The 25,807-nt window shown below is 74.2% G+C and carries 24 protein-coding genes and 1 pseudogene; 9 read left to right on the top strand and 16 right to left on the bottom strand.

Translation table 11 applies throughout. The features are described 5' to 3' along the window. Nucleotides 1-342 precede the first annotated feature (342 nt). Nucleotides 343-1,734, top strand: coding sequence for an aldehyde dehydrogenase family protein (locus tag ACIPXM_RS14325; protein ID WP_401655145.1), 1,392 nt, complete (start codon nt 343-345; stop codon nt 1,732-1,734). A 154-nt stretch (nt 1,735-1,888) separates the two neighbouring features. Next, nucleotides 1,889-2,968, top strand: coding sequence for a Zn-dependent alcohol dehydrogenase (locus ACIPXM_RS14320; protein WP_401655222.1), 1,080 nt, complete (start codon nt 1,889-1,891; stop codon nt 2,966-2,968). A 45-nt stretch (nt 2,969-3,013) separates the two neighbouring features. Here the strand turns inward: ACIPXM_RS14320 and ACIPXM_RS14315 are convergent. The 3 genes and pseudogenes from ACIPXM_RS14315 to ACIPXM_RS14305 form a co-directional block, all read right to left on the bottom strand. Next, a pseudogene (locus ACIPXM_RS14315) lies at nt 3,014-4,018 on the bottom strand (DMT family transporter); the annotation flags it as partial. Between the two features lie 143 nt (nt 4,019-4,161). Continuing rightward, nucleotides 4,162-4,881 (bottom strand): ArsR/SmtB family transcription factor, encoded by a 720-nt coding sequence (locus ACIPXM_RS14310; RefSeq protein ID WP_401655144.1) that lies wholly within the window; start codon nt 4,879-4,881, stop codon nt 4,162-4,164. Between the two features lie 109 nt (nt 4,882-4,990). Beyond that, nucleotides 4,991-5,689 (bottom strand): TetR/AcrR family transcriptional regulator, encoded by a 699-nt coding sequence (locus ACIPXM_RS14305; protein ID WP_401655143.1) that lies wholly within the window; start codon nt 5,687-5,689, stop codon nt 4,991-4,993. 97 nt (nt 5,690-5,786) lie between these two features. Between ACIPXM_RS14305 and ACIPXM_RS14300 the strand changes: the two genes are divergently transcribed. Together ACIPXM_RS14300 and ACIPXM_RS14295 are read left to right on the top strand one after the other, a co-directional pair. Then, nucleotides 5,787-6,938 (top strand): acyl-CoA dehydrogenase family protein, encoded by a 1,152-nt coding sequence (locus tag ACIPXM_RS14300; protein ID WP_401655142.1) that lies wholly within the window; start codon nt 5,787-5,789, stop codon nt 6,936-6,938. Between the two features lie 87 nt (nt 6,939-7,025). Continuing rightward, the gene (locus ACIPXM_RS14295; protein ID WP_401655141.1) at nt 7,026-7,655 is read left to right on the top strand and encodes a TetR/AcrR family transcriptional regulator; all 630 of its coding nucleotides are present in this window, start codon (nt 7,026-7,028) and stop codon (nt 7,653-7,655) included. Nucleotides 7,656-7,746: 91 nt separating this feature from the next. On the opposite strand, the gene ACIPXM_RS14290 is transcribed toward ACIPXM_RS14295, so the two are convergent. Further along, nucleotides 7,747-8,208, bottom strand: coding sequence for a MaoC family dehydratase (locus tag ACIPXM_RS14290; protein WP_401655140.1), 462 nt, complete (start codon nt 8,206-8,208; stop codon nt 7,747-7,749). Nucleotides 8,209-8,347: 139 nt separating this feature from the next. Here ACIPXM_RS14290 and soxR point away from each other — a divergent pair, with 139 nt between their 5' ends. Further along, on the top strand, nt 8,348-8,812 hold the full coding sequence (soxR, locus tag ACIPXM_RS14285; RefSeq protein WP_401655139.1) for a redox-sensitive transcriptional activator SoxR: 465 nt from the start codon (nt 8,348-8,350) through the stop codon (nt 8,810-8,812). Nucleotides 8,813-8,947: 135 nt separating this feature from the next. Here soxR and ACIPXM_RS14280 read toward each other — a convergent pair whose 3' ends face one another. The 6 genes from ACIPXM_RS14280 to ACIPXM_RS14255 form a co-directional block, all read right to left on the bottom strand. After that, nucleotides 8,948-10,021 (bottom strand): RNA ligase (ATP), encoded by a 1,074-nt coding sequence (locus tag ACIPXM_RS14280; protein WP_401655138.1) that lies wholly within the window; start codon nt 10,019-10,021, stop codon nt 8,948-8,950. A 188-nt stretch (nt 10,022-10,209) separates the two neighbouring features. Continuing rightward, nucleotides 10,210-10,992: a 3-keto-5-aminohexanoate cleavage protein gene (locus tag ACIPXM_RS14275; RefSeq protein ID WP_401655221.1), complete on the bottom strand. Its 783-nt coding sequence runs from the start codon at nt 10,990-10,992 to the stop codon at nt 10,210-10,212. A gap of 2 nt (nt 10,993-10,994) precedes the next feature. Then, nucleotides 10,995-11,606, bottom strand: coding sequence for a hypothetical protein (locus ACIPXM_RS14270; RefSeq protein ID WP_401655137.1), 612 nt, complete (start codon nt 11,604-11,606; stop codon nt 10,995-10,997). Nucleotides 11,607-11,800: 194 nt separating this feature from the next. Next, a complete protein-coding gene (locus ACIPXM_RS14265) occupies nt 11,801-13,057 on the bottom strand; it encodes a serine-threonine protein kinase (RefSeq protein WP_401655136.1) in 1,257 nt (418 codons plus the stop codon). Nucleotides 13,058-13,152: 95 nt separating this feature from the next. Next, nucleotides 13,153-14,571: an erythromycin esterase family protein gene (locus ACIPXM_RS14260; RefSeq protein WP_401655135.1), complete on the bottom strand. Its 1,419-nt coding sequence runs from the start codon at nt 14,569-14,571 to the stop codon at nt 13,153-13,155. Between the two features lie 140 nt (nt 14,572-14,711). After that, nucleotides 14,712-16,061, bottom strand: a complete 1,350-nt coding sequence (locus ACIPXM_RS14255) for an exo-beta-N-acetylmuramidase NamZ domain-containing protein (protein WP_401655134.1) — start codon at nt 16,059-16,061, stop codon at nt 14,712-14,714. Nucleotides 16,062-16,286: 225 nt separating this feature from the next. Here ACIPXM_RS14255 and ACIPXM_RS14250 point away from each other — a divergent pair, with 225 nt between their 5' ends. From ACIPXM_RS14250 to ACIPXM_RS14240, 3 genes are all read left to right on the top strand, one after another. Beyond that, the gene (locus ACIPXM_RS14250) at nt 16,287-17,072 is read left to right on the top strand and encodes an SDR family oxidoreductase (RefSeq protein ID WP_401655133.1); all 786 of its coding nucleotides are present in this window, start codon (nt 16,287-16,289) and stop codon (nt 17,070-17,072) included. Beyond that, the gene (locus ACIPXM_RS14245) at nt 17,069-18,769 is read left to right on the top strand and encodes an AMP-binding protein (protein WP_401655132.1); all 1,701 of its coding nucleotides are present in this window, start codon (nt 17,069-17,071) and stop codon (nt 18,767-18,769) included. Before ACIPXM_RS14250 ends, ACIPXM_RS14245 begins: the two co-directional genes overlap by 4 nt. 63 nt (nt 18,770-18,832) lie before the next feature. Further along, the gene (locus ACIPXM_RS14240) at nt 18,833-19,429 is read left to right on the top strand and encodes a TetR/AcrR family transcriptional regulator (protein ID WP_401655131.1); all 597 of its coding nucleotides are present in this window, start codon (nt 18,833-18,835) and stop codon (nt 19,427-19,429) included. A gap of 94 nt (nt 19,430-19,523) precedes the next feature. On the opposite strand, the gene ACIPXM_RS14235 is transcribed toward ACIPXM_RS14240, so the two are convergent. Beyond that, the gene (locus ACIPXM_RS14235) at nt 19,524-20,738 is read right to left on the bottom strand and encodes an acyl-CoA dehydrogenase family protein (RefSeq protein ID WP_401655130.1); all 1,215 of its coding nucleotides are present in this window, start codon (nt 20,736-20,738) and stop codon (nt 19,524-19,526) included. Nucleotides 20,739-20,744: 6 nt separating this feature from the next. After that, the gene (locus ACIPXM_RS14230) at nt 20,745-21,824 is read right to left on the bottom strand and encodes a phosphotransferase family protein (RefSeq protein WP_401655129.1); all 1,080 of its coding nucleotides are present in this window, start codon (nt 21,822-21,824) and stop codon (nt 20,745-20,747) included. 208 nt (nt 21,825-22,032) lie between these two features. Between ACIPXM_RS14230 and ACIPXM_RS14225 the strand changes: the two genes are divergently transcribed. Then, nucleotides 22,033-23,349 (top strand): enolase C-terminal domain-like protein, encoded by a 1,317-nt coding sequence (locus ACIPXM_RS14225; RefSeq protein WP_401655128.1) that lies wholly within the window; start codon nt 22,033-22,035, stop codon nt 23,347-23,349. A 62-nt stretch (nt 23,350-23,411) separates the two neighbouring features. Here ACIPXM_RS14225 and ACIPXM_RS14220 read toward each other — a convergent pair whose 3' ends face one another. From ACIPXM_RS14220 to ACIPXM_RS14205, 4 genes are all read right to left on the bottom strand, one after another. Further along, nucleotides 23,412-24,323 carry an MBL fold metallo-hydrolase gene (locus ACIPXM_RS14220; protein ID WP_401655127.1) on the bottom strand — a complete coding sequence of 304 codons (912 nt, stop codon included), beginning with the start codon at nt 24,321-24,323 and terminating at the stop codon, nt 23,412-23,414. 172 nt (nt 24,324-24,495) lie between these two features. Beyond that, nucleotides 24,496-24,798, bottom strand: coding sequence for a hypothetical protein (locus tag ACIPXM_RS14215; protein WP_401655126.1), 303 nt, complete (start codon nt 24,796-24,798; stop codon nt 24,496-24,498). A gap of 152 nt (nt 24,799-24,950) precedes the next feature. Then, nucleotides 24,951-25,289, bottom strand: coding sequence for a DUF202 domain-containing protein (locus ACIPXM_RS14210; RefSeq protein ID WP_401655125.1), 339 nt, complete (start codon nt 25,287-25,289; stop codon nt 24,951-24,953). 30 nt (nt 25,290-25,319) lie between these two features. Then, nucleotides 25,320-25,715 (bottom strand): YidH family protein, encoded by a 396-nt coding sequence (locus ACIPXM_RS14205; RefSeq protein ID WP_401655124.1) that lies wholly within the window; start codon nt 25,713-25,715, stop codon nt 25,320-25,322. Nucleotides 25,716-25,807 lie beyond the last annotated feature (92 nt).

The raw sequence follows: 25,807 nt of genomic DNA, 5'->3' as shown, positions 1-25,807 counted from the left end.
AGCCCCGAAGAGCCGAAGAGCCGAAGAGCCGAAGAGTCGAAGCTCCGAAGCTCCGATCGGTTCTGAGCGGTACGGGCACGGGCCCGAGTCCTCACCGGACTCGGGCCCGTTCGCGTACCCCGGCCGCCCGGCCGCCCGGCCGCCCGGCCACGGGCCCGCTCCGCGCGGCCGGGCAAGGCGGATCGCGCCAGTTCGCGGGCGTCCGCTCTGTCCGGGCGGGCCGTGGACAGGACGGGCGGTGGAGGGTGACGATCGAGACGCTCGGGGGGCGGGGCCTGGCGCCCAAAAACTATCAGCGCTAGTTTGAGTTCCCCGTGCCCGACAGGCGAGGAGAGACAGCGGATGAAGGCCCACGACGCGATGTACATCGGCGGGGAGTGGCGGCCCGCCGCCGGCTCCGAGACGATCCCGGTGATCGACCCGGCGACCGAGGAGGTCGTCGCCCACGTCCCGGCCGGGACCGCCGAGGACGTCGACGCCGCCGTGCGCGCCGCCCGCGCCGCGTTCCCCGGCTGGGCCGCCACGCCGCCCGCCGAGCGGGCCGCCCGGCTCGGCGCGCTGCGCGACGCGCTCGCCGCCCGTGCCGACGAGATCGCCGCCACCGTCACCACCGAACTGGGCGCGCCGCCGAAGCTGTCCGCCGTGGTGCACGCCGGGCTGCCGATCACCGTGGCCGGTTCGTACGCCGAACTCGCCGCCACCCACCCCTTCGAGGAGAAGGTCGGCAACTCGACCGTCTACTCCGAGCCGGTCGGCGTGGTCGGGGCCATCACCCCCTGGAACTACCCGCTCCACCAGATCGTCGCCAAGGCCGCCCCGGCCCTCGCCGCGGGCTGCACGCTCGTCCTCAAGCCCGCCGAGGACACCCCGCTCGTCGCCCAGCTGTTCGCCGAGGCGGTCCACGAGGCCGGGTTCCCGGCCGGAGTGTTCAACCTGGTCACCGGTGTCGGCGCGGTCGCGGGCCAGGCGCTCGCCGAGCACCCCGGCGTCGACATGGTCTCCTTCACCGGCTCCACCGCCGTCGGCCGCCGGATCGGCGCGCTCGCGGCCGGCGCGATCAAGCGGGTCGCCCTCGAACTCGGCGGCAAGTCCGCCAACGTCATCCTGCCGAGCGCCGACCTGGAGAAGGCCGTCGCCGTCGGCGTCGCCAACGTGATGTCCAACTCCGGCCAGACCTGCACCGCCTGGACCCGGATGCTGATCCCCGCCGACCGGTACGAGGAGGCCGTCACGCTCGCCGCCGAAGCGGCCGCCAAGTACGTGCCGGGCGACCGGGTCGGCCCGCTGGTCAGCGCCCGGCAGCGGGACCGGGTCCGCGGCTACATCGAGCAGGGCGTCGCCGAGGGCGCCCGGCTCGTCGCCGGTGGCGCCGAGGCCCCGCGCGAGACCGGCTACTTCGTCAGCCCCACCGTCTTCGCCGACGTCACCCCGGACATGACCATCGCCCAGGAGGAGATCTTCGGGCCGGTCGTCTCGCTCATCCGGTACGAGGACGAGGCGGACGCCCTCGCCATCGCCAACGGCACCGTCTACGGTCTCGCGGGCGCCGTCTGGGGCGAGCCGGACGAGGCCGTCGCCTTCGCCCGCCGCATGGAGACCGGGATGGTCGACATCAACGGCGGCCGGTTCAACCCGCTGGCCCCGTTCGGGGGCTGGAAGCAGTCGGGCGTCGGACGCGAGCTCGGCACGCACGGCCTCGCGGAGTTCCTCCAGACCAAGTCCCTGCAGTTCTGAACCCACGGTTCCGCAGTTCTGCCCCCGCAGCCCTGACTCTGCGGCTCTGCCCCCGCAGTGCCGACTCTGCGGTTCTGACACCGCAGCGTCGACTCTGCGGTTCTGACCTCGCCGTTCCGGCCTCGAACGAGACACAGGAGCACCGCACGTGAGCGTGATCCGCGCCGCCGTCCTGCCCGCCGTCGGGTCTCCGCTGGAGATCACCGACATCGAGCTGCCCGAGCCGGGCCCCGGCCAGGTCCGGGTCAGGCTCGCGGCGGCCGGGGTCTGCCACTCCGACCTGTCGCTGTCCAACGGCACCATGCGGGTGCCGGTGCCCGCCGTCCTCGGCCACGAGGGCGCCGGGACGGTGGTGTCCGTCGGCGCGGGCGTCACCTCGGTCGCCCCCGGCGACGGCGTCGTCCTCAACTGGGCGCCGTCCTGCGGCACCTGCCACCCCTGCTCGCTCGGCGAGGTCTGGCTGTGCGCGAACGCGCTCACCGGCGCCGCCAACGCCCACGCCCGCACCGCCGACGGCACCGTGCTCCACCCGGGGCTCAACGTGGCCGCGTTCGCCGAGGAGACCGTCGTACCGGCCTCCTGTCTGCTGCCCGCGCCGGACGGCGTGCCGCTCACCGACGCGGCGCTGCTCGGCTGCGCCGTGCTCACCGGCTGGGGCGCGGTCCACCACTCCGCCCGGGTCCGGCGGGGCGAGACGGTCGCTGTCTTCGGCGTCGGTGGCGTCGGCCTCGCCGCCCTCCAGGCCGCGCGGATCGCCGGGGCGTCGGAGATCGTCGCCGTCGACGTCTCGGCGGCGAAGGAGGACCTGGCGCGGGCCGCGGGCGCGACCCACTTCGTGCTCGCGTCCGAGACCACCGCCAAGGACATCCGGAAGCTGACCGGCGGGCACGGCGTCGACGTGGCCGTCGAGTGCGTCGGCCGCGCCACCACCATCCGCACCGCCTGGGACTCCACCCGGCGCGGCGGCCGCACCACGGTCGTCGGCATCGGCGGCAAGGAGCAGCAGGTCACCTTCCACGCCCTGGAGCTGTTCCACTGGGGCCGCACGCTGTCCGGCTGCGTCTACGGCAATTCCAACCCGGCCGAGGACCTGCCCGTGCTCGCCGAGCACATCCGGGCGGGCCGCCTCGACCTCGGCGCCCTGGTCACCGAGCGGATCACCCTGGAGGGCATCCCCGGCGCCTTCGCCAACATGCTCGCGGGCAAGGGCGGCCGGGCGCTCGTCGTGTTCTGACCGGCTGACCGGCTGACCGGCTGACCGGACCCCTCCCGCCCTTCCCGGCCTAGGGAGCCTTCGCCGGACCGCCGGACCGGCGGACGGGGCCGCGTCCGCCGGTCCACGTCCGCCGTCGTGGGTCTCGGGCGCCGTCGCGGGCTTCGGGCGGGACCGGGACACCGCCACGCCCAGCAGACACAGCGCCCCGCCGCCGAGCGTGAGCAGCCCGGGCAGCTCACCGAGGAACACCCAGGCCATCAGGACCACCAGGGCCGGTACGGCGTAGGTCGTCGCGCCCATCCGGCCCGCCGTCGTGCGCGCCAGCGCGTACGCCCAGGTGGTGAAGGCGAGGGCGGTCGGGAAGACGCCGAGGTAGACCATGTTCAAGGTGGCCGGGAGCGGCGCGTCGGCGATCTCGCCGATCAGCTGCCCGGCGAACGGCAGGCACCCGGCCGTCCCGATCAGACAGCCGAAGGCGGTCACCTGGAGCGCGCTGCCGTGGGCGAGCGCGGGCTTCTGGGCGACCACCCCGCCCGCGTACGCCACCGCCGCCAGCAGGCACAGCACCACACCCAGGACCGAGGCGTGCCCCGACCCCGACCCGGCCGACATCGACAGGCCCACGGCGATCGCGCCCGCGAAGGACACCGCCATGCCCGCGAGGAGCCGCGGCGGCAGCCGCTCGCCCAGGACCTTCGCGCCGAGCAGGGCGATCAGGATCGGGCCGATGTTCACCAGCATCGCGGCGGTACCCGCGTCCACCTCCCGCTCCGCCCAGTTGAGGACCACCGTGTAGCCGCCGAACCACAGCAGCCCGGACGTCACGATCCCGGGCCAGGCGCCGCGCGACGGCAGGCCCTCGCGCCGTACGACGAGCACGGCGACGAGGACGAGCGACCCGGCGAGCAGCCGGCCGAGCGCGAGGGCGCCGGGGGAGTAGACGGCGCCCGCGCTGCGGATGGAGACGAAGGCGGAGGCCCACAGGACGACGCTGACGACGGCGGCGAGGAGCGCGAGCCGGTCGGGGCGCGGGCGACGACCGGACGATGGGGCGGGGGAGTTCGGCATGGCACGACGGTAGGTCGTCGGCCGTTCGGCGCTCACCGAATTATTCGCGGGTGCGGGTGCGGGTGCGGGTGCGGGTGCGGGTGCGGGCGAGGACGCGAGGGCGTCGGGCGTGGGGCCGCCGGGCGTGGGGCGGGCGGTGGATGTCATACGAGCTCCAGCCGCGCCGCTTCGATGCCGAGCACGTCGTGCAGCGCCCGCTCGCCGCGGGCCGTCACCTTCACCGCGCGCTCCGACCCGATCCGTACGCACCAGTCGGCGTCGAGCGCGTGCCGGCACAGCGCCGCGCCCGCGAGCCCGGCCAGGTGCGGCCTGCGCTCGGTCCAGTCGAGACAGCCCCGGGCCAGCGGCCGTCGCCCCTTGGCCGGTACGAGGGGGATGCCGAGGTCCGCGAACCAGCCGAGGCCCTCGTCGGTGAGCGCGAACCCGGTGTCCTGGCGCAGCAGTCCGCGTGCGGTCATCGCGTCGGTCACGGCGATCCCGAGGCGCCCGGCGAGATGGTCGTAGCAGGTGCGGCCGCGGGCCATCGCCCGCCCGGCGCCCGCGGCCCGCAGTCCGCGCGGCGGCGGGGACGCGGCGGGCGCGGCCCGGGCGGCCAGGTCCTCGACGAGGTGCGCGATCCCGGCATCGGCGAGCCGCACATAGCGGTGCCGCCCCTGCCGCTCCTCGCTCAGCACCCCGCCCGCCACCAGCTTGCCCAGATGCTCACTGGTCGTGGACGGCGCCACACCCGCGTGGCGGGCCAGCTCCCCGGCGGTCCAGGCCCGGCCGTCGAGCAGGGCGAGGACGAACGCGGCACGGGTCTCGTCGGCGAAGAGCGCGGCGAGGGAGGCGAGCGGGACGGAGCCCTGGGGGAGTGGAGGCATGGGCCCAGGATGCCGCGCGGACGGTTCGGCGCCGGCCGAAACGTACGCGCGGCGGGCCCGCCCGGTCCCGGCGGCCCGCCGTCCCGGCGGCTGTGCCGGGTCGGGCCCGTCAGCCGCGCTCGTCGCCCCGCGCGTCCCCGTACCGCGCGTCCCCGCCCGCCGACTCCCCGTACCGCCCCTCCGCGTACTGCCGCTCCAGTCCGTCGAGCAGCGCCCGCAGCCCGGTCGTGAACGCCCCCTCGTCGACCTTCTCGCGGTGCTCCGCGAGCCGGTGGGCCTGGCCCAGGTGGGGGTAGTCGGCGGGGTCGTACGCCGTCTCGTCGTCGACGAAGCCGCGCGCGAACGAACCGAGGGCGGAGCCGGTGACGAAGTAGCGCATCAGGGCGCCGATGTGGGTGGCCTGGGCGGGCGGCCAGCCCGCCCGGACCATCGCGCCGAAGACCGCGTCCGCGACCTTCAGACCGGCCGGGCGGCGGCCCGGGCCCTGGGCGAGCAGCGGCACCAGGTGCGGATGGTCGGCGAGGGCGGCCCGGTAGGAGACGGCCCAGTCGTGCAGCGCGGTGCGCCAGTCGCGCGGATCGCCGGGCGCGAACATCGACAGGTCGACTTTCGCGCTCACCGTGTCCGCGACGGCGTCCAGGATCTCGTCCTTGGTGCGGAAGTGGTTGTAGAGCGACGGTCCACTGACCCCGAGCCCGGCCGCGAGCCGCCGGGTGGAGAGCGCGTCGAGGCCCTCCGCGTCCACGAGCGCGCCCGCCGTCTCGACGATGCGGTCTCGGCTGAGCAGGGGCTTGCGCGGTCGGGCCATGGCGCACATAGTAGGCGGGGCCGATAAAACTAGCAGTGGTAATTAAGTGAGTCCGTGCGGACGCCGACATGGACGCGGACGTGGACGGGGTGGCGCGATGAACCTGGAACTCGACGAGGAGCAGGAGGCGGTCCGGCGGCTCGCCGAGGACTTCGTCGCCCGCGAGGTCACCCCGCACGTCGTCGCCTGGGACCGGGCCGAGGACGTCGACCGGGGCATCGTGAGGAAGCTCGGCGCCGTCGGCTTCCTCGGCCTGACGATCCCCGAGGAGTACGGCGGTTCCGGCGGCGACCACCTCTCCTACTGCCTGGTCACCGAGGAACTGGGCCGCGGCGACTCCTCGGTCCGCGGCATCGTCTCCGTCTCGCTCGGCCTGGTCGCCAAGACCATCGCCGCCTGGGGCGACGAGACGCAGAAGCGCGCCTGGCTGCCCCGGCTCTGCTCCGGCGACGCCATCGGCTGCTTCGGCCTCACCGAGCCCGGCACCGGCTCCGACGCCGGGAACCTCACCACCCGCGCGGTGCGCGACGGCGGTGACTACGTGATCGACGGCGCCAAGATGTTCATCACCAACGGCACCTGGGCCGATGTCGTGCTGCTCTTCGCCCGCACCAACGACACCCCCGGCCACAAGGGCATCTCCGCCTTCCTCGTCCCCACCGACACCCCCGGCCTCACCCGCCGCACCATTCACGGCAAGCTCGGACTGCGCGGCCAGGCCACCGCCGAACTGGCCCTGGACGGCGTGCGCGTCCCGGCGAGCGCGATGCTCGGCCCCGAGGGCAAGGGCTTCACCGTCGCCATGTCCGCGCTCGCCAAGGGCCGGATGTCGGTCGCGGCCGGCTGCGTCGGCATCGCCCAGGCCGCCCTCGACGCGGCCGTGCGCTACGCCGCCGAGCGTGAGCAGTTCGGCAAGCCGATCGCCGCGTACCAGCTCGTCCAGGAGCTCATCAGCGACATCGCCGTCGACGTGGACGCCGCCCGGCTGCTCACCTGGCGGGTCGCCGACCTGATCGACCGCGGCCAGGACTTCGCGACCGCCGCCTCCAAGGCCAAGCTGTACGCCTCCGAGGCCGCCGTCCGCTGCGCCAACAACGCCCTCCAGGTCTTCGGCGGCTACGGCTACATCGACGAGTACCCGGTCGGCAAGCTGCTCCGCGACGCGCGCGTGATGACCCTGTACGAGGGCACCAGCCAGATCCAGAAGCTGATCATCGGACGGGCGCTCACCGGAGTCTCCGCCTTCTGAGCCCGCCGGCGGCCCGGGAAAGCTAAGCGCTTGCTCACCTTCGTTGTATGGTGTCCGTCCGATGGACGGCCCGAGGAGGATGGTGCGATGAGCGCGGCGGAGGAGACGCCCGGCGAGGACATGTCGTGGGGCGAGGTCACGCCCGAGGCCGCCCGGCGCCTGCTGGTCGCGGCCGTCGGGGCGTTCGCCGAGCGCGGCTACCACGCCACCACGACCCGGGACATCGCGGGCCGGGCCGGGATGAGCCCGGCTGCCCTCTACATCCACTACAAGACCAAGGAAGAGCTGCTCCACCGGATCAGCCGGATCGGCCACGACAAGGCCCTGGAGATCCTCAGCGCGGCGGCCGACGGCCCCGGCACCGCCGCCGAGCGGCTCGCCGACGCCGTACGGTCCTTCGTCCGCTGGCACGCCGAGCGGCACACCACCGCCCGCGTCGTCCAGTACGAGCTGGACGCGCTCGGCCCCGAGCACCGCACCGAGATCGTCGCGCTGCGCCGGGAGTCCGACGCCACCGTGCGGCGGATCATCGAGGAGGGCGTGACGGCCGGCGAGTTCGACGTGCCGGACGTGGCCGGGACCACCGTCGCCGTGCTCTCGCTCTGCATCGACGTGTCCCGCTGGTTCAACACCCAGGGCCGCCGCACGCCCGACGAGGTCGGCGCGCTCTACGCCGACCTCGTCCTCCGCATGGTGGGCGCCCGCGACGCCCGGTAGCGGCCCCGGGCCACAGGCTCCAGACGTACGAGGCGTACGAGACGTACGAGGCGTACGAGAGGTGCGAGAGGTAGTCGAAAGTCGAGAAGTGCTAGAAGTAGTAGCGCGAGACCGACTCGGCGACGCAGACCGGCTTGTCGCCGCCCTCGCGCTCCACCGTCACCGTCGCCGTGACCTGCACCCCGCCACCCGCCTCCGTCACCTCGGTCAGCACGGCCGAGGCGCGCAGCCGGGAGCCGACCGGCACGGGCGCGGGGAAGCGCACCTTGTTGGTGCCGTAGTTGAGGCCCATCTTCATCCCCTCGACCCGCATGATCTGCGGCACCAGGGTCGGCAGCAGCGACAGGGTGAGGTAGCCGTGCGCGATCGTCCGTCCGAACGGGCCGGTCGCGGCGCGCTCCGGGTCGACGTGGATCCACTGGTGGTCGCCGGTCGCGTCGGCGAACTGGTCGATCCGCTTCTGCTCGATCTCCAGCCAGTCGCTGTGTCCCAGCTGCTCGCCGACCCCGGCGCGCAGTTCCTCGGCGGAGGTGAAGATCCTCGGCTCGGCCATGTTCCGCGTCCCGTCTCTCGAAGCGTGTTCTCGTGACTGTCCAAGCAACTGTCTAAGCGCTTGCTCAGGATGCAGGATGTTGCGGGGAAGGTGCCCTTGTCAACGGAACGGGCCGGACCCGACCGGTAGGCTCCGGCGAGTGCCGCAGATTCCCGAGAAGATCCACGAACTCACCGTCGGCCAGCTGTCCGCGCGCAGCGGGGCGGCCGTCTCCGCCCTGCACTTCTACGAGACGAAGGGCCTGATCAGCAGCCGTCGCACCAGCGGCAACCAGCGCCGGTACGGGCGTGACACGCTGCGCCGGGTCGCCTTCATCCGCGCCGCGCAGCGCGTCGGCATCCCGCTCGCCACCGTCCGCGACGCCCTCACCCAGCTGCCCGAGGAGCGCACCCCCACCCATGAGGACTGGGCGCGGCTCTCGGCGACCTGGCGGGTGGAGCTGGACGAGCGGATCAAGCAGCTCGGGCGGCTGCGGGACCATCTGAGCGACTGCATCGGCTGCGGCTGTCTGTCCCTGGAGCGGTGCGTGCTCTCCAACCCGGACGACGTGTCCGGCGAGCGGCTGACCGGTTCCCGCCTGATGCCGGAGAGCCGGAAGGACTGACGTCGGTACGGACACCCGTACGGGTGCGGACACCGGCTCGGGTACGAGAGCAGGGGCCCGCCACCCCCGTGGGCGGGCCCCTGCTCGGCTCTGCGGACGGCGCGCGACCGACCGCGCACTGCCGTCACCCGTACGTCACTCGTACTCGGTGCCGCCCTTGCGGGTCAGATACGCCGGGCTGACCGCCTTCGCGATCGCCCGCCCGCCGACCACCGGGCTGTACCGCTCGGTCACCGGCCGGATCACGACCCCCTCGCGCAGATGCAGCTCCCGCCCCGAGACCGTCTCCCGGCCGCTCGCCAGGGCGAGCACCGTGTCCAGGTCGTACGGACCGGTGTACAGGCGCGGTACGACGGGCAGTTCGCCCGGCGCCAGTACCTCGGCCGGATCCAGCCAGCGCACCTGCCCGTCGATCTCGGCGGCCAGGTCGAACAGCGCGAAGCCGACGCCGTCCTCGGCGCGGGCGTTCGCCCCGTACCCCAGGTCCTGCACCCCCGCCCCGTACACCTCGCCGAACAGGCCGACCCGGCGCGCGCCGAGGCGGGCGGCGAGCCGCGCGGCGACGGCGGTCAGGCCGTGGCCGTGGACGGCACGCCAGTACAGATTGCGCGGATCCTCCTTGAGGGCCAGGCCCTTGGCGCCGAAGCCCTTCGACGAGACGACCGTGCGCTCCTCGTCGACGAGATAGGTGACCAGGCAGGCGGAGCCGTGCAGCTTCTCGGTGAGGACGACCGGCTCGCCCGGCGCGAAGACGTCGGGGAAGCGGTGGAGGTTCTCGATGTCCACCCAGGGCAGCAGCCCGGGGGCCGACTCCACGTCCCCGCTCATCGTCGGCGGCACCGGCGGCGACCACTTGGTGATCCCCAGCAGTTCCGCGAAGTCGGTGCCGTCCGCCGCGGCCTGCTTCAGATCGATGTCCGCCACGGCCTCGGGCAGGCACACGATCCCCTGCGACAGCTCGCCGCGCAGCCGCACCGCCTTCACCCGGTCGCTCGCCTTCCCGGCCAGCCGCCCGGTCAGCCCCAGCTCCTCGACGAGCGCGGCCGGGAGCACCGCCTGCTCCGGGATGTAGATCGCGAGGTCACCGCTCCGGAACCGGCCCTTGGCGACCACCGCACGGTAGAGCCCGATCTGCGCGAGTTCGAGCGCGTCGGCGTGGGGATGGTCGTGGACGGTCAAGGATTCCGCGGTGACGCGCAGCGTCGACATCTCAGCTACTCCGGTCGGGTCGGGTGGGACGGTTCGGGTCGGCCGGGACGGGTCGGCCCGGGGCCGCCGTCCGTGTTCGCCGACACCCACTCTGCCCCGCCCGAATCCCCCTGGGCGACCGGATTTTCGGCTGGTGGCCTCCCGACTCCTGGAGCCTCCCGACTCCTTGAGCCTTCCGAGGTCCTTTCTCAGGCCGGGACCGAGTCCGCCGACTCCTGCGGACGCGCGGGCCCGTCGGCGTGCGTCCCGTGCGTCCCATGCGTCCGCTCCGCGAGCGCCGCCGTCACCAACTGGGCGTTGTCCGCCGCCGGTCGGCCGTCCGGCAGGAACAGGGTGTCCTCAAGACCGATCCGGCCGGCCAGACCGAGCCGCCGGGCCAGCCGCAGCACCGGCCACGCGGCGGCGTCCGTGCCGTGCAGCAGGACCGGGCGGGCGTGCGGGGACCGGTTCAGGACGGCGAGCAGGGTACGGGCGGTGGCCTCGGCGGTCGCCGGGGACGGGTCGGTGACCTCGGCGAGGATCCGCAGCACCCGGGGCGCCAGCGAGGACCGCAGGAAGCGGGCCGGGCCGTCGGTGCCGGAGCCGATGCCCGCCGCCACGGCCACCCCCCGGTCGAGCAGGGCCGCGGCCAGCGCGTCGGCGCCGGGCTCGTGCCAGTTGACGCAGGCGTGGTCCGGCAGCACCGTCCAGGACCGCACCCGGGCCAGCCGCCGTACCGGATCGGGCTCCGCCCAGGCGCCGGTCGTCACGCCCACCGGCACCGCCACGGCCGCGCGGATCGCGGTCAGCGTGTCGGCGAGCACCCGCGGCGACAGGGTATCGCTGCCACAGGGTGTCTTCGGGTGCACATGCACCTCGTCCGCGCCCGCCGCGACCGCCGCGGCGGCGGCCGCCGCCATCGCCTCGGGGACCATCGGCACCGCGGCCGAATCGCCGGGCCCACGGCTGCCGTTGAGGCAGACCTGGAGCAGCATCACGCCACCGAGGCCAGTCGCGGCACCCGGTCGCCACGGGTCCTGGCGAGGGCCCGCGAGGTGAGCACCGCCCGGGGTATCAGCACCCCGCAGTCCTCGCACACCGGACCGAACCACGGCTCGTCCCGCAGCTCCGTGCGCCACTCGATGCGCGGCCCCGCGCACACCGGGCACAGCTCGCCGGGCGCCCGCCGCAGCGCCGCCACCAGCCGGCGCACCACCTCGGGCAGCGGCTCCGAGGGGTGCAGACCGGGGTCGTCGCAGCGGGCCACCCCGTTGCCGCCCCAGATCCTGCGGTGCCATTCGTCGGGGCCGCCGGGCCGCCGCAGGCCGCCGTGCTTCTCGCGCTTGCGCCGCTCGGCGAACTCCCGCTCGTACGAGAGCCAGACGGCCCGCGCCTCCTCCAGCTCCTCGAGCGCGGCCACCAGCCGCCTCGGGTCCGCCTCCCGGTCCTCGGGACCGAAACCGTGCCTGCGGCACAGGTGGTCCCAGGTCGCCCGGTGGCCGTAGGGCGCGAACCGCTCCAGGCACTTGCGCAGCGAATAGCGGCGCAGCGCCGTGTCGCTCCCCGGGTCGCGTACCTGTCTCGCAAGACTCCGGAACCCGGCCATCGTCTGCTCTCCCTCGCTGCCGACTGCGATATGAGAGGGACGAACGAGCGCCGCTCCGTGTTCCATCGGGATCCGGATGGGTGCCATCAGGCAAGCGGGGTGGACAATTCCGTACGACGGAAGGACGAACTCCGCCGAGGCCCCCGCCGGGCGCCCCGGGCCCGGTGGGAGGCGGTCCGCACCGCCCGGCGCGGTCAGCCGAAACGGCCCGCCCGGGCCACCACGCGGGCCAGTTGGGCGTGACAGATGTCGCTGTGCTCGGTCACCAGCTGCGCCGCGTCCACGCTCACGCACCCCGCCGCCGGCAGCCCGTCGCGCAGCACCGCCGCCAGGGTGCGGGCCGCCGTGCCCGGGACCGCCTGGACGCCGTCGTAACCGATCGCGCCCCACCGCCGCTCGTCGCCGAGCAGCGACTCGTCGTCCCGCGAGACCCGCGAGGCCAGCGGGTAGAACACCCGCAGCGCCGTGTCGTGCCGCGAGTGACAGGCCACGACGGGGCCGTCCACCCGGTTCTGCAGGTCCCGCAGCGAACCGCCGTGGTCCGGCTCGTGCGGCAGCCGGGCGGCGAAGGCGTAGTGCGAGAAGGCGCCCTGGAGCAGCGTCACCGACCGTACGTTGCGGGCCCCGGCGGGCAGCCCGCGCAGCGCGTACGCGACGAGCCGGGCGCCGAAGCTGTGGCCGACCAGATGGACCCGCAGCGCCGGAGCCGTCCGGGCCAGCTCGCCGAGCAGCGGACCGAGGCCCCGCTCGCCGACCACCCCGGCCCGGCGCTTCATCGTGAAGTACGTGGCCTGCCGCAGCGCCTCCTTGGCGCCCTTCCACAACCGGCCCAGCCGGTCCGTGCCGAGCAGCGCCCCCGCGACTCCCTCGTCGCTCTCGCTGCGCGCGATTCCCTCCGTGTCCTCCGCCGCGTCGGCGAACATCGCGAACACCGCGAGCGGGTCACCGACCAGGAACTCCGGCAGCGGGGCTCCGGCCGCCGCGCCACGCAGCCCGGGCCCGCCCGCCCCCTGCCCCGCGTCCATCCCCGCGGCCAGGTCCGTCAGCTCGCGCAGCAGCACCGCGAACTCCACCAGGGCCGCCTCGTCCGGCGGCTCCGCGCCCGCAAGCTCCGCGAGCCGCGCCACCACCTCGGGGCGCTCCGGCGCGAGCGTGGCGAGGGCCGCGTAGTCCGGCACCCGCTCGTCCGAGAACATGACCGACGGCCACACGAGCCCCGCGAACCCCAGCCGGACCCCGGCCGCCGTCACCGTCGCCGGGAACGGGGCCAGGAAGCGGTCGAAGAGTCCGCTCGCCACCGACGGCGTGTTGTTCCAGCCGTGGGTGAAGAGGACCAGGTCCGTGCAGCCCTGCCGGGCCAGCGCGGCGAGCCCGTCGGCCTGGCCCGCCGGACCGTCGCCGTCCTTGTCGAGAACCAGCTCGCGGTACGGCTCGACACTCGTCACCGTCATGGGCCCGTCCCTCCACGTCGAGGTGCGCGCGTCACCGGCGGCAGGCCCCCCGGCGACCCACCCGCATTCTGCCCGCGCGGAGGGACCGCCAGTCGTCAGCGGCGCAGGCGCGCCGCCGAGATCTCCGGGAAGTGGAGCACCGCGTCGTACGAGGCGGCGAGCCGCACCGGGGTCACCGAGGCGGGCCAGGGGTACGCGGTGCCGATCGACCGGGTCGGCCGGGCGCCGTTCAGCCAGTCGCGCGCGGCCGGGGTGGCCGTCCGCAGGTCGACCAGGAACGGGCGGGCCGCCACCCGGTCCAGGACGTGGGCGTTGCTGTCGGCGCCGAGCGGCCCCACGGTGACCGCGCGGACCGGCTCGCCGGGCTGCTCGACGTCATGGGCGTTGAAGGAGCCGCGCCCGAAGGAGGCGCCGACGGCGACGTAGTCGCGGCCGAGCAGATCCCGCAGGAAGGCGCCCTGGGTGCGCGGGTACTGCTCGGGCCAGACCGTCTCGTACGCGAGGTGCGCGTTGTGCGCCGACACCACCATCCGGTCCCCGGTGTGCCGCTGCCACCAGACGGTGTTCTCGGCCATCACCCGGTCGCGGTAGAGCATCGCCTCCTTGAGGCCCTCGGGGGTGGTGAGGCCGAACGCGTACTCGGTGCCCACCTGGGCGATGGCCCGGGCGTGCTGCACCGCCCAGGTGTGCGCCTCGCGCGCGGCCGGGCCGTCCCCGGCGGCCGGCCGCAGCCCTTCGAGCAGCGTGAGCGCCCGGTTCACGTTCGCGCCCAGTGCCTTGCGCTCGGCCTCCGGCTTCACCAGGTAGGCGTTCATCCAGGCGTCGACATCGACATCACACTCGACGCCGGTGCCGGTCGGGCGCGAACCCCGGTAGAGCTCCTGGAAGCGGGGCAGCAGCGCGGGCCTCGTGCGGGCGACATAGCCGGTGACCCGGTCGAACAGCTCGGGGCCCGCGTAGCCGAGGTCGTTGCCCATGAAGCGCACCGGATGGCCGGGGTGGCGCACATTGTGCTGCCGCATCCAGGTGAACAGGTCGAGGTACTCCTCGGTGTTCCAGAAGGCGTACGAGTTCACGAACTCCTCGTCCATGATCTTCCGGATGTCGCCCTTGCCGGTGCGGACGTAGTCGTCGACCCGGAGTCCGGCGCTCCAGTTCGCTTCGAGGGCGAACGTGGTGAACCCCTGGCGCTCCACCAGCTGCTCGAACATCCGGTGCTTGGCCCGGAAGAAGTCGCCCGAACTGTGGGTGGCCTCGCCGATGCCGACCACCTTCGCCGAGCCCACGATCCGGTCGAGGGCGCGGGCGTCGGTCGCCGGGCGGGCGGTGAGCCGGAGTTCACGGGCCGGGTCGGGGCGGGATGCCGTCTCGGCGGCCACCGGCCCCGACCCCGCAGTCGCGGGGGAGGCGGTGGCGGGGGCGGTGAGCAGCCCGACGCTCAGGGCGGCGAGCAGGGTGGCGAGGGGTGCGGTGAGCGGGCGGCGACGCCGCCGGGCGGTGCGGTTCACGGTCATGGGTCAAGCCTCGGCGCCCGGGACGCACCGGACCATCCGGGCCCCACCCATGATCATCATGGGGAAAACCCCCTGACGGGAGCGGGGGTGAGCCACCGTCAGGCAATCGTAGGGACCCCTGGTCCTGGCGCTGGTCCCGCTCAGCGGTAGAGCAGATAGCCGCGCCGCAGCGTACGGAACGCCGCCAGGTCCGTCGCCCAGGCGCCGGTCACCTCGTCCACGTCCGCGCCCGCGTCGATCAGGGTGCGCACCCGGGCCGACCCGGTCAGCTTGTCGATCCACAGGTCGGGCCGCCAGGCGAAACCGCTCCACACCCGCCGGGCGGTGACCAGCAGCGCGATCCCGGTACGGACCGGGTCGAACGCGGCCCGGTCGTGCACCATCAGCTGCACCCCGCCGACCGTCTTCCCCTGGAACTTGGAGAACGTCGGCGCGAAGTACGCCTCGCGGAACCGCACGCCCGGCAGTCCGAGCGCGTTCACGGCGGCGGCCCACCGGCCGTCGATCCCCTCCGCGCCGAGGAGTTCGAACGGGCGGGTGGTGCCCCGCCCCTCGGAGAGGTTCGTCCCCTCGAACAGGCAGGTGCCCGCGTAGACGAGCGCGGTGTCGGCCGTCGGCATGTTGGGGCTCGGCGGCACCCACGGCAGCCCGGTCGCGTCGAAGAAGTCGCCGCGCCGCCACCCGCTCATGGTCACGGTCTCCAGCTGGAGCCGCCCGCCGCGCCCGGCCGCCACCCCCGCCCCCGCCCCCGCCCGTGCTCCGGCCCCGGCCCCGGTCCTGGCTCCGCCCTTCGCCAGGAACTCGCCCTCGAACAGCCGGGCCAGCTCCGCCACCGTCATCCCGTGCGCCTGCGCGATCGGTTCGCGGCCCACGAACGTGGCGAACGCCCGGTCCAGGACCGGCCCGAGGGCCGCCCGCCCGGTCACCGGGTTCGGCCGGTCGAGCACCATGAACCGCTTGCCCGCGAGCGCGGCGGCGGCCATGCAGTCGTAGAGCGTCCAGATGTACGTGTAGAAACGCGCGCCCACGTCCTGGATGTCGAAGACCACGGTGTCGACGCCCGACGCGGTGAACACGTCCGCGAGGGCCTGACCGCTCTTCAGATAGGTGTCGTGGACCGGGAGCCCGGTCGCCGGGTCGTCGTACCGCCCCTCCGAGCCCCCGGCCTGCGCGGTGCCCCGGAACCCGTGCTCGGGGCCGAACACGGCGGCCAGCTCGACCCGCTCGTCGGCGTGCATCACGTCCACGATGTGCCGGGCGTCGGCGGTGATCCCGGTCGGGTTGGTGACCACGCCGACCCGCCGGCCGGACAGGGCCGCGTAGCCGTCGGCGGCCAGCCGCTCGAATCCGGTACGGACCCGGTGCCCCGGCCCGTGCGCCACCGCCGCCACCGCTGCCGGGGCCGTCGCCCCGGCGACGGCCGCCCCGGAGACCAGCGCGCCACCGGCCCCGAGCAGCCCCCGTCGGGAAAGCCTTCCGGAGTCGTTCACAGGGATTCCTCCTCGGTCGCGGTCGTCCAGGTCCTCCGTGCGGGAGCCGCCGTCCGGGCGCCGTCCGGCCTCCGCCCGCGCGCCTCCCGGCCCGGCCACGCACGCTAGCGCCCGCCCGCCCCGCACGGAACGAGGCGTACCGACGACCCCTTCCCCCGTTCCATACCGACCGGTTAGTCTGCCGCACATCGCAGCACGGCAGGCACGACGGAGAGGTGGACCGGGATGAGTTCGGTGCAGGGCTCGGTGCGGGGCGCGGGAGTGGTCGTCACGGGTGCGGCGGGCGGCATCGGTGCCGCGCTGGCCCGCCGGTTCGCCGCCGAAGGGGCGCGGGTCGTCGTCAACGACCTGGACCCGGCCCGTACCAAGGCCCTCGCCGACGAGATCGGCGCCCTCGCCGTCCCCGGCGACGCGTCCGAGGTCGTCGACGCGGCCCGGGCCGCGCTCGCCGACGCCGGGGCGACCGTCGACATCTGGTGCGCCAACGCCGGGCTCGGCTCCGGCGGCGACCCGTTCGTCGACGAGAAGGTCTGGGCCGCCGCCTGGGACGTCAACGTGATGGCGCACGTCCGGGCCGCCCGCGCGCTGCTGCCCGAGTGGCTGGAGCGCGGCTCGGGCCGGTTCGTGTCGACGGTGTCGGCCGCCGGACTGCTCACGATGATCGGCGCCGCGCCGTACAGCGTCACCAAGCACGGGGCCTTCGCCTTCGCCGAGTGGCTGTCGCTGACCTACCGTCACCGGGGCCTCAAGGTGCACGCGATCTGCCCGCAGGGCGTCCGTACGGACATGCTGACGGCCGCCGGATCGGCCGGGGAGCTGGTGCTCGCGCCGACCGCGATCGAGCCCGAGGACGTCGCCGACGCGCTCTTCGACGCCATCGCCGCCGACCGCTTCCTCGTCCTCCCGCACCCGGAGGTCGCCGAGTTCTACCAGGCCCGCGCCGGTGACACCGAGGGCTGGCTCGACAACATGAACCACATCCAGCGGAAGTGGGAAGGGGCCCGCCGATGACGGCCACCGAGCGCACCCCCGGCACCCCCGACCCCTCCCAAGGCGCCACCCCGGTCTCCCACTACGCGGCCAAGCCCTGGCTCGGCAGCCTCAACGAGGCACAGCGCGGGCCGATCGACCCGCACCCGACCGTCCTGCACGCGTTCCGTGCCGCCGCCGCCCGCACCCCCGAGCACCCGGCGGTCGTCTACTTCGACGCGCGGCTCTCGTACCGCGAGCTCGACGCCCTCTCCGACTCCGTGGCGGGCCACCTCGCCGCCCACGGCGTCGAGCGCGGCGACCGGGTCGCCGTCATGCTGCAGAACAGCCCGCACTTCGTGCTCGCGCTGCTCGGCGCGTGGAAGGCGGGCGCGGTGGTCGTGCCGCTCAACCCGATGTACAAGTCGGGCGAGGTCGGGCACGCGCTGCGGGACTCCGGCGCCCGGGCCGTCGTCTGCTCCGACCGGGCCTGGGACGGCTATGTGCGGGCCACCGCCGCAGCGGCCGGGGTCCCGGTCGCGCTGACCGCCGACGAGCGGCAGCTGCAGACCCGTGACGACGCCCGGGTGCTGGCCTTCGAGCCGGTGGCGACGGAGGCGGACGACCTGCTCGCGGTCGCCAGGGCCGGACACCCGGCGCCCGCGGGCCGCGAACTCGCCACCGACGACATCGCCCTGATCAGCTACACCTCCGGCACCAGCGGCACCCCCAAGGGTGCCCTCAACCTCCACCGGGGCATCGTCCACAACGCCGAACGCCAGCGGGCCGGCCACCCGGTGCCGCCCGGCGCCGTCTACTTCGCGCTCGCGCCGCTGTTCCACATCACCGGCCTCGTCTGTGAACTCGGCGTCTGCTTCGGCAACGCGGGCACCCTCGCCCTCGCCTACCGCTTCGAGCCCGGCGTGGTCCTCGACGCCTTCCTCGAACACCGTCCGGCCTACACCGTCGGCCCGTCCACCGCCTACATGGCGCTGGCCGCCCACCCGGCCGCCACCCCGGACCACTTCGCCTCCTTCCTCGTGGTGTCCTCCGGCGGCGCCCCGGTGCCGCCCGCCCTGGTGGAGAAGTTCCGCGCGGGCTTCGGCCCGTACCTGCGCAACGGCTACGGGCTCACCGAGTGCACCGCGCCCTGCGCTGCCGTGCCGCCGCAGCACGAGGCCCCGGTCGACCCGGTCTCCGGCACCCTGTCCGTCGGCCTGCCCGGGCCCGACAACGTGGTGCGGATCCTCGACGAGGACGGCGCCGAGGTGCCCTTCGGCACCCACGGCGAGATCGCCGTCAGGGGCCCGCAGGTGGTGCCCGGCTACTGGCGGCTGCCCGAGGCCACCGCGGCCGCGTTCCCGGACGGCGAGCTGCGCACCGGCGACATCGGCTTCATGGACCCGGACGGCTGGCTGTACGTCGTCGACCGCAAGAAGGACATGATCAACGCGTCCGGCTTCAAGGTGTGGCCGCGCGAGGTCGAGGACGTCCTCTACACCCACCCGGCGGTCCGCGAGGCGGCCGTCGTGGGCGTGCCGGACGCCTACCGCGGCGAGACCGTCAAGGCGTACGTGAGCCTGCGCCCGGGCGCCGCGGCGGACCCGGCCGAACTGTCCGCGTACTGCGAGCAGCGGCTCGCCGCGTACAAGTACCCCCGCGACGTCGAGATCCTGCCGGAGCTCCCGAAGACGACAAGTGGGAAGATCCTCAGGCGGGACCTCCGGTCCCGGCACTGACCCCGATGCCGGGGGACCCCGGCACCGGGCACCGGCACACGCACGGAAGAAAGGCGGCGCAGCATGGCCAGGACGACGGACGGGGACGCCACGGCGCCCGTCCCCCAGCGACTCCTCGCCGCCGCCACCCGGCTCTTCGCCGAGCAGGGCTACGACCGGACCTCCGTCCAGGAGATCGTGGAGGCGGCGGGCGTCACCAAGGGCGCCCTCTACCACTACTTCGGCTCCAAGGAGGACCTCCTCCAGGAGGTGTACGCGCGCGTGCTGCGGCTCCAGCAGGAGCGGCTCGACGCGTTCGCCGGGGCCGACGAGCCGGTGGAACGGCGGCTGCGGGCCGCCGCCGCCGACGTGGTCGTCACCACCATCGAGAACCTCGACGACGCGGCGATCTTCTTCCGCTCCATGCACCACCTCAGCCCCGAGAAGAACAAGCAGGTCAGGGCCGAACGGCGGCACTACCACGAGCGGTTCAGGGCGCTGATCGAGGAGGGCCAGCAGGCCGGGGTGTTCTCCACGGCCACCCCCGCCGACCTGGTGGTGGACTACCACTTCGGCTCGGTCCACCACCTCTCCACCTGGTACCGCCCGGACGGCCCGCTCACCCCGCAGCAGGTCGCCGACCAGCTCGCGGACCTGCTGCTGCGGGCGCTGCGCCCGTAAGTCCGTAGGCCCGTAGGCCCGTAAGTCCGTAAGCCGGTAACGCGAGGGGGCGGGTCGCCCGTACGGCCGACCCGCCCCCACCCACCGGCAGCGCCTACAGGTACCGCTTCAGCTCCCGGCGGGCCAGCGACCGCTGGTGGACCTCGTCCGGGCCGTCCGCCAGCTTCAGGGTGCGGGCCGCCGCCCACAGCTCGGCCAGCGGGAAGTCCTGCGACACCCCGCCCGCGCCGTGCAGCTGGACGGCCTTGTCGATGATGTCGACGACCGCGCGCGGGGTGGCGATCTTGATCGCCTGGATCTCGGTGTGGGCGCCCCGGTTGCCGACCGTGTCCATCAGCCAGGCCGTCTTCAGGACCAGCAGCCGCAGCTGCTCGATGGTGACCCGGGCGTCCGCGATCCAGTTCTGCACCACGCCCTGCTGGGCGAGCGCCTTGCCGAAGGCGGTACGGGAGACCGCGCGGCGGCACATCAGCTCCACCGCCCGCTCGGCCATGCCGATCAGCCGCATGCAGTGGTGGATCCGGCCCGGGCCCAGCCGGGCCTGGGCGATCGCGAAGCCGCCGCCCTCCTCGCCGATCAGGTTCGACGCCGGCACCCGCACCCCGTGGAAGCGCACCTCGGCGTGGCCGCCGTGGGAGTGGTCCTCGAAGCCGTACACCCGCATGGCGCGGTGCACTTCGAGCCCGGGGGTGTCGCGCGGGACCAGGATCATCGACTGCTGGCGGCGCGGGTCGGCGCCGTCCGGGTCGGTCTTGCCCATCACGATGAAGATCTTGCAGTCGGGGTTCATCGCCCCGGAGATGTACCACTTGCGGCCGTCGATGACGTACTCGTCGCCGTCCCGCCGGATCCGGGTCTCGATGTTCGTCGCGTCCGACGAGGCCACCTCGGGCTCGGTCATCGCGAACGCCGACCGGATCTCGCCCGCGAGCAGCGGCTCCAGCCACTGCTTGCGCTGCGCCTCGTCGCCGAACTGCGCGAGGACCTCCATGTTCCCGGTGTCGGGGGCCGCGCAGTTGAGCGCGGTCGGGGCCAGGTGCGGGCTGCGGCCGGTGATCTCGGCGAGCGGCGCGTACTGCAGGTTGGTCAGCCCGGCACCGTACTCGCTGTCCGGCAGGAACAGGTTCCACAGGCCCTGGCGTCGGGCCTCCGCCTTCAGTTCGTCGACGACGGGCGGGGTGTCCCACGGCGAGACGAGGCCCGCCCGCTGCTCCTCGGCGACGGCCTCCGCCGGGTACACGTGCTCGTCCATGAAGGCCAGGAGCTTCGTGCGCAGCTCCTCGGTGCGGGCGTCGAACGCGAAGTCCATGACGGGTCAGCCTTCCTGGAGGTCGTGCAGCGTGGTCAGACCGTGCTCGATGAAGACGGGCACCAGCTCGCCGATCCGGTCGAAGCCGGCGCCGACGGTCTGCCCGAGGGTGTAGCGGTAGTGGATGCCCTCCAGGATCACGGCGAGCTTGAACCAGGCGAAGGCGGTGTACCAGGCGATGGCCCCGGTGTCCCGGCCGGAGCGGGCGGCGTAGCGCTCGACCAGCTCGGCGGCGCTCGGGTGGCCGGGCGCGGTGGCGGTGGTGGAGATGGGGGAGTCGGGCAGGTCGAGGGGGGTGCTGTACATGACGAGCAGCCCGAGGTCGGTGAGCGGGTCGCCGAGCGTCGACATCTCCCAGTCGAGCACCGCGCTGATCCGGTCCGTACCGCCGTCGCCACCGCCCGCGTCGCCGCTGTCGCCGCTGTCGATGAGGACGTTGTCCAGGCGGTAGTCGCCGTGGATCACGGTCGGCGCGGGCGACTGCGGCAGCCTGCGCCCGAGCGCCGCGTGCAGCTCGTCGATGCCCGGCAGGTCACGGCCCCGGGAGGCGTCGAGCTGCTTGCCCCAGCGGCGCAGTTGCCGGTCGAGGAAGCCCTCGGGGCGCCCGAAGTCGTCGAGGCCGACCGCCGCCGGGTCGACGGCGTGCAGGTCGACGAGGGTGTCGACCAGACCGAGGACGGCCGCGCGGGTGCGCTCGGGGCCCAGCGGGGCGAGCTCGGCGGCCGAGCGGTACGGCGTGCCGGGCACGAACTCCATGACGTAGAACGGCGCACCGAGCACCGATTCGTCCTCGCACAGCAGCACCGTCTCCGGCACCGGCACGGCGGTCGCGTGCAGGGCGCTGATCACCCGGTGCTCGCGCCGCATGTCGTGCGCGGTGGCCAGGACGTGGCCGAGCGGCGGGCGGCGCACGACCCACCGGGCGGTGCCGTCGGTCACGACGTACGTGAGGTTCGAGCGGCCGCCCTCGATCAGCCGGGCCGTGAGCGGACCGCCGACGAGACCGGGCAGCTCACGGTCGAGGTGGTCGCGCAGCCGCTCGGGGTCGAGACCGGGCGTCGGCGTGGCGGGCGGTGGAGCGGACATGAGGGGCTACCTCCGGTGTCGGTGTGTCGGCGTTCATGATGACCGACCAGTCGGTATGCCGTCCAGGGGGAGCTCAGGGGGAGCTCAGGGGGAGCCCAGGGGGAGGCCGACGGGAGGCCCGGGGGAGGCCGTGGGGCAGGCCGGTCCGCCGGGGAAAGGTGGGGCGCACCTCTGGCATCTCGTACGGCATCCTGAATAGGGTTCACATATGGATTCAGCGCTGTGCATCGACCAGGTCCGGCTGACCCCCGTCCTCGTCAAGGACCCGCCCCTCCTCAACACCCAGGGCGTCCACCAGCCCCTCACCCCACGCCTGGTGGTGGAGGTGGTGACGAAGGGCGGGGTGACCGGTCTCGGCGAGACCTACGGCGACAGCCGCTATCTGGCGCTCGCGCGCCCGCTGGCGGAGACGCTGACCGGCCGCTCGGTCACGGACGTGAACGAACTCTTCGCGGCAGCGGAGGTCATGGGCGCTGTACCGGCCGCTGCACCGGTCGCGGGGATGGACACCGCAGGGGTCGACGCGCGAGTGGACGCGGGCGGTCTGCGGGGCGCGCAGACCGCCGACAAGCTGCGCCTCTCCGTGCTCTCCGCCCTGGAGACCGCCTGCCTGGACGCGCTCGGCAAGTCCCTGGGCCTGCCGGTGCACGCGCTGCTCGGCGGCAAGGTCCGCGACGAGGTCGAGTACAGCGCCTACCTCTTCTACCGCTGGGCCGCCCACCCCGGCGCCGCGCCCGACCCCGCCGACCCCTGGGGCGAGGCGCTCGACCCGGCCGGGATCGTCGAGCAGGCCCGGCGCTTCGACCGCCGGTACGGCTTCGCGTCGTTCAAGCTCAAGGGCGGGGTCTTCCCGCCCGACCAGGAGATCGCCGCGATCCGCGCGCTGGCCGCGGCGTTCCCGGGCCGCCCGCTCCGCCTCGACCCCAACGGCGCCTGGTCGGTGGACACGTCCCTCGCGGTCGCCCGCGAGCTCGGCGGCGTCCTGGAGTATCTGGAGGACCCGGCCACCGGCACCGCCGAGATGGCCGAGGTCGCCGCCGCCACCGACGTACCCCTCGCCACCAACATGTGCGTGACCAGCTTCGACGAGGTCCCGGACGCCTTCGCGCGCGGCGCGGTGGACATCGTGCTCTGCGACCACCACTACTGGGGCGGACTGCACCGCACCCGCGAACTCGCCGCGCTGTGCCGGACGTACGGCGTCGGCCTGTCCATGCACTCCAACACCCACCTGGGCATCAGCCTCGTCGCCATGACCCAGGTCGCCGCCACCCTCCCGCACCTCGACCACGCCTGCGACACCCACTACCCCTGGCAGACCGAGGACGTGGTCACCGAGGCGCCCGCGTTCCGGGCCGGCCGCCTCGCCGTCTCGGACGCGCCGGGCCTCGGCGTCACGCTCGACCGCGACCGGCTCGCCGACCTCCACCGCCGCTGGGTGGCGGACGACGGCACCCACCGGGACCGCGACGACGCGGCGGCGATGCGGCGCGCGGAACCGGGGTGGCGGCAGCGCCGCTGGTAGCCGCCCGCCCCGCCCCGACGTACATCGCCCCGACGTGCATCGCCCCGACGCGCGTCGCCAGGTCAGGCGTGGCAGGCGACCGGCACCCCGCCGTTCATCGCCGCCATGTCCCCGAACACCGCCGCCGGGTCGAGCGGATGACCGTCCGGCAGTCCGTCCAGCTCGGCGTACGCGCGGTGCAGATTGGCCACGAGCCGCTCGCTCTCCGGCCAGGCGGCGAACTCGCCGAGGTCCGCCCGCCGCGCCGTCGCCAGCGGCGTGTCGCCCTTGGCCCGGCCCTCGACGGCCAGTTCGTGGACCAGGCGCAGATAGCGTTCGGTCGTGTCGTACGCGGAGGGGTCGGCGATCCGGCCGTGCCCGGGCACCACGGTCGGCGCGTCGAGCGAGCGCAGCAGGTCGAGGGCGCGCAGCGAACCGGCGAGCGAGCCCATCGGCACGAACGGCGTGCCGCCGTGGAAGACCAGGTCGCCGGTGAACACCACGCCCTGCTCGGGGAGATGGACGATCGAGTCACCGGTGGTGTGCGCGGGGCCCGGGTGGATCACCCGGACCTCGATGCCGCCGACGTACAGCGTGAGCCGGTCCGTGTACGTCAGGTCCGGCGGCAGGATGTCGACGTGGCCGAAGTCGGTCTGCGGCCACAGCAGATGCAGCTGGTGCCCGGCGGCGAGCTGCTCGGACCGGCAGTTCTCGTGCCCGACGATCCGCGCCTCGGGTCGGAACACCCCGTTGCCGTAGGTGTGGTCGCCGTGGTGGTGGGTGGTGACGATGGTGTGCGGCAGCGCGAGCCCCGCGTCGAGCACGGCCGCCCGCAGCAGCCGGGCCCGGCGCTCGGTGGCGGTGGTGTCGACGAGGAGCGACTCCGTCGAGTCGCCCACGAACCCGGCGTTGTTGAGGCACCAGCCGCCGTCGGGCTGGATGTAGGCGTGGACGCGCGGGGCGAGCTGGACGACGTACGGATCGGTCACGGACAACGGAGATCCCCCGGATGAGAGCCCTGACTGGACAGGGGAAGAGTGCCAGCCGGGGCTCGTCCGGGGGAAGTCGGGGCGGGGCGGGGGTACGACGATCAGGCCACGGTCCGGCGCCGGCCATCCCGCCGTCGGTCAGTCGGCTAGTCGGCCAGCCGGTCAGTCGGCCAGTCGGTCAGTGGTCGTCCCAGTGGTCCCCGTGCGCCGCGTGCCGGTGTCCGTCGTGCACATAGTCGACGTGGTCCCCGTGCGGGACGGCCGCGTGCCCGCAGTCCGGCCCGTGGGCATGGGCGTGGTCGGAGTGGGTGTGCCGGACGTGCCCGGCGGGCTCGCACTCGTCCCAGTGCCCCTCGTGCTGCCGGTGCAGATGCCCGTCGTGGGCGTAGTCGACGTGATCGCCGTGCGGTACGGAGGCGTGGCCGCAGTCCGGTCCGTGGGCGTGCGGGTGGGTGGGGTGCTCATGGTGGAGAACGGTCATGACGCTGCCTCTGCGAAGGGTCGTTGACCTCACCAGGCTAGTCCGGAACGCGCCTTTCAGCAGGTTTGCCCGGTACGGCGTGCCGCAGCGGATCCTTGATCGGCGGCACGCCCCGGCGCGTCGGCGGCACTTCGGCAGCGCTGCACAGGGACTCAGAGCACCACGGCGACCGCGAACCCCGCGAACGCCACCACGCACACCGCCGAGAGCAGCGCGCCCCGGGCCGACAGCGGCACCGGACGGGCCGCGCCGAGCGTCTGGATCCGGCGGTGCGCGACCGCCAGGAAGCCGATCCAGACCAGGGCCGAGAGCCCCGCCGCGATCAGACCGGGCGCGGTCACGTCGTCGTGGATCGCCTGCTTGCCCGCGAGCACCGCCACCACCGTGCAGGAGAGCGTCGTCCGCCGCCAGGCCAGCCGGGTCCGCTCCGGCTGGAGCCCCGGGTCCCGGGCCTCGGCCCGCTCGGCGGCCCCCGGCGCGCCCGGGCTCATCGGCTGCCCGGGTTCATCGCCCGGCCCCGCTCATCGCCCGGCCCAGCCGAACACCACGACCACCACCATCGCCACCGCGACCACCGCCACGGCCAGACTCAGCAGGGTCGGGAAGCGGGACACCGGCAGCGACTCGCCGCGCCGCATGGCGCGCTCGCAGCGCACCCAGTGGTTCAGGGCCCGCAGCGCGCACAGCACACCGGCCGCGAGCAGCGCGAGCGCCAGCCCGACCCGGACGCCCCAGCGCAGGTCCGGCAGGAACTGGTCGACGGCGAACCCGCCGCCGATGAGCGCGAGCGCGGTCCTGATCCAGGCCAGGAAGGTCCGCTCGTTGGCCAGGGAGAAGCGGTAGTCGGGGGTCTCGCCCTCCTCCCGGAGGCGCTGCGGCGCGAACCACAGTCGCAGGCTCTGTACGAAGTCGCTCACGCGGGAACCCTATCCATCGGATCATCACACCGCGCGACGGCCCGCCCCGGCCCCGCCTGCCGCAGCCGCCCCGGCGCCCGCCCCGCCCCGGC

The sequence above is a fragment of the Streptomyces sp. NPDC090025 genome, from assembly GCF_044748125.1.
GTDB lineage: Bacteria > Actinomycetota > Actinomycetes > Streptomycetales > Streptomycetaceae > Streptomyces.
This window is presented reverse-complemented; position numbering and strand designations above follow the sequence as displayed.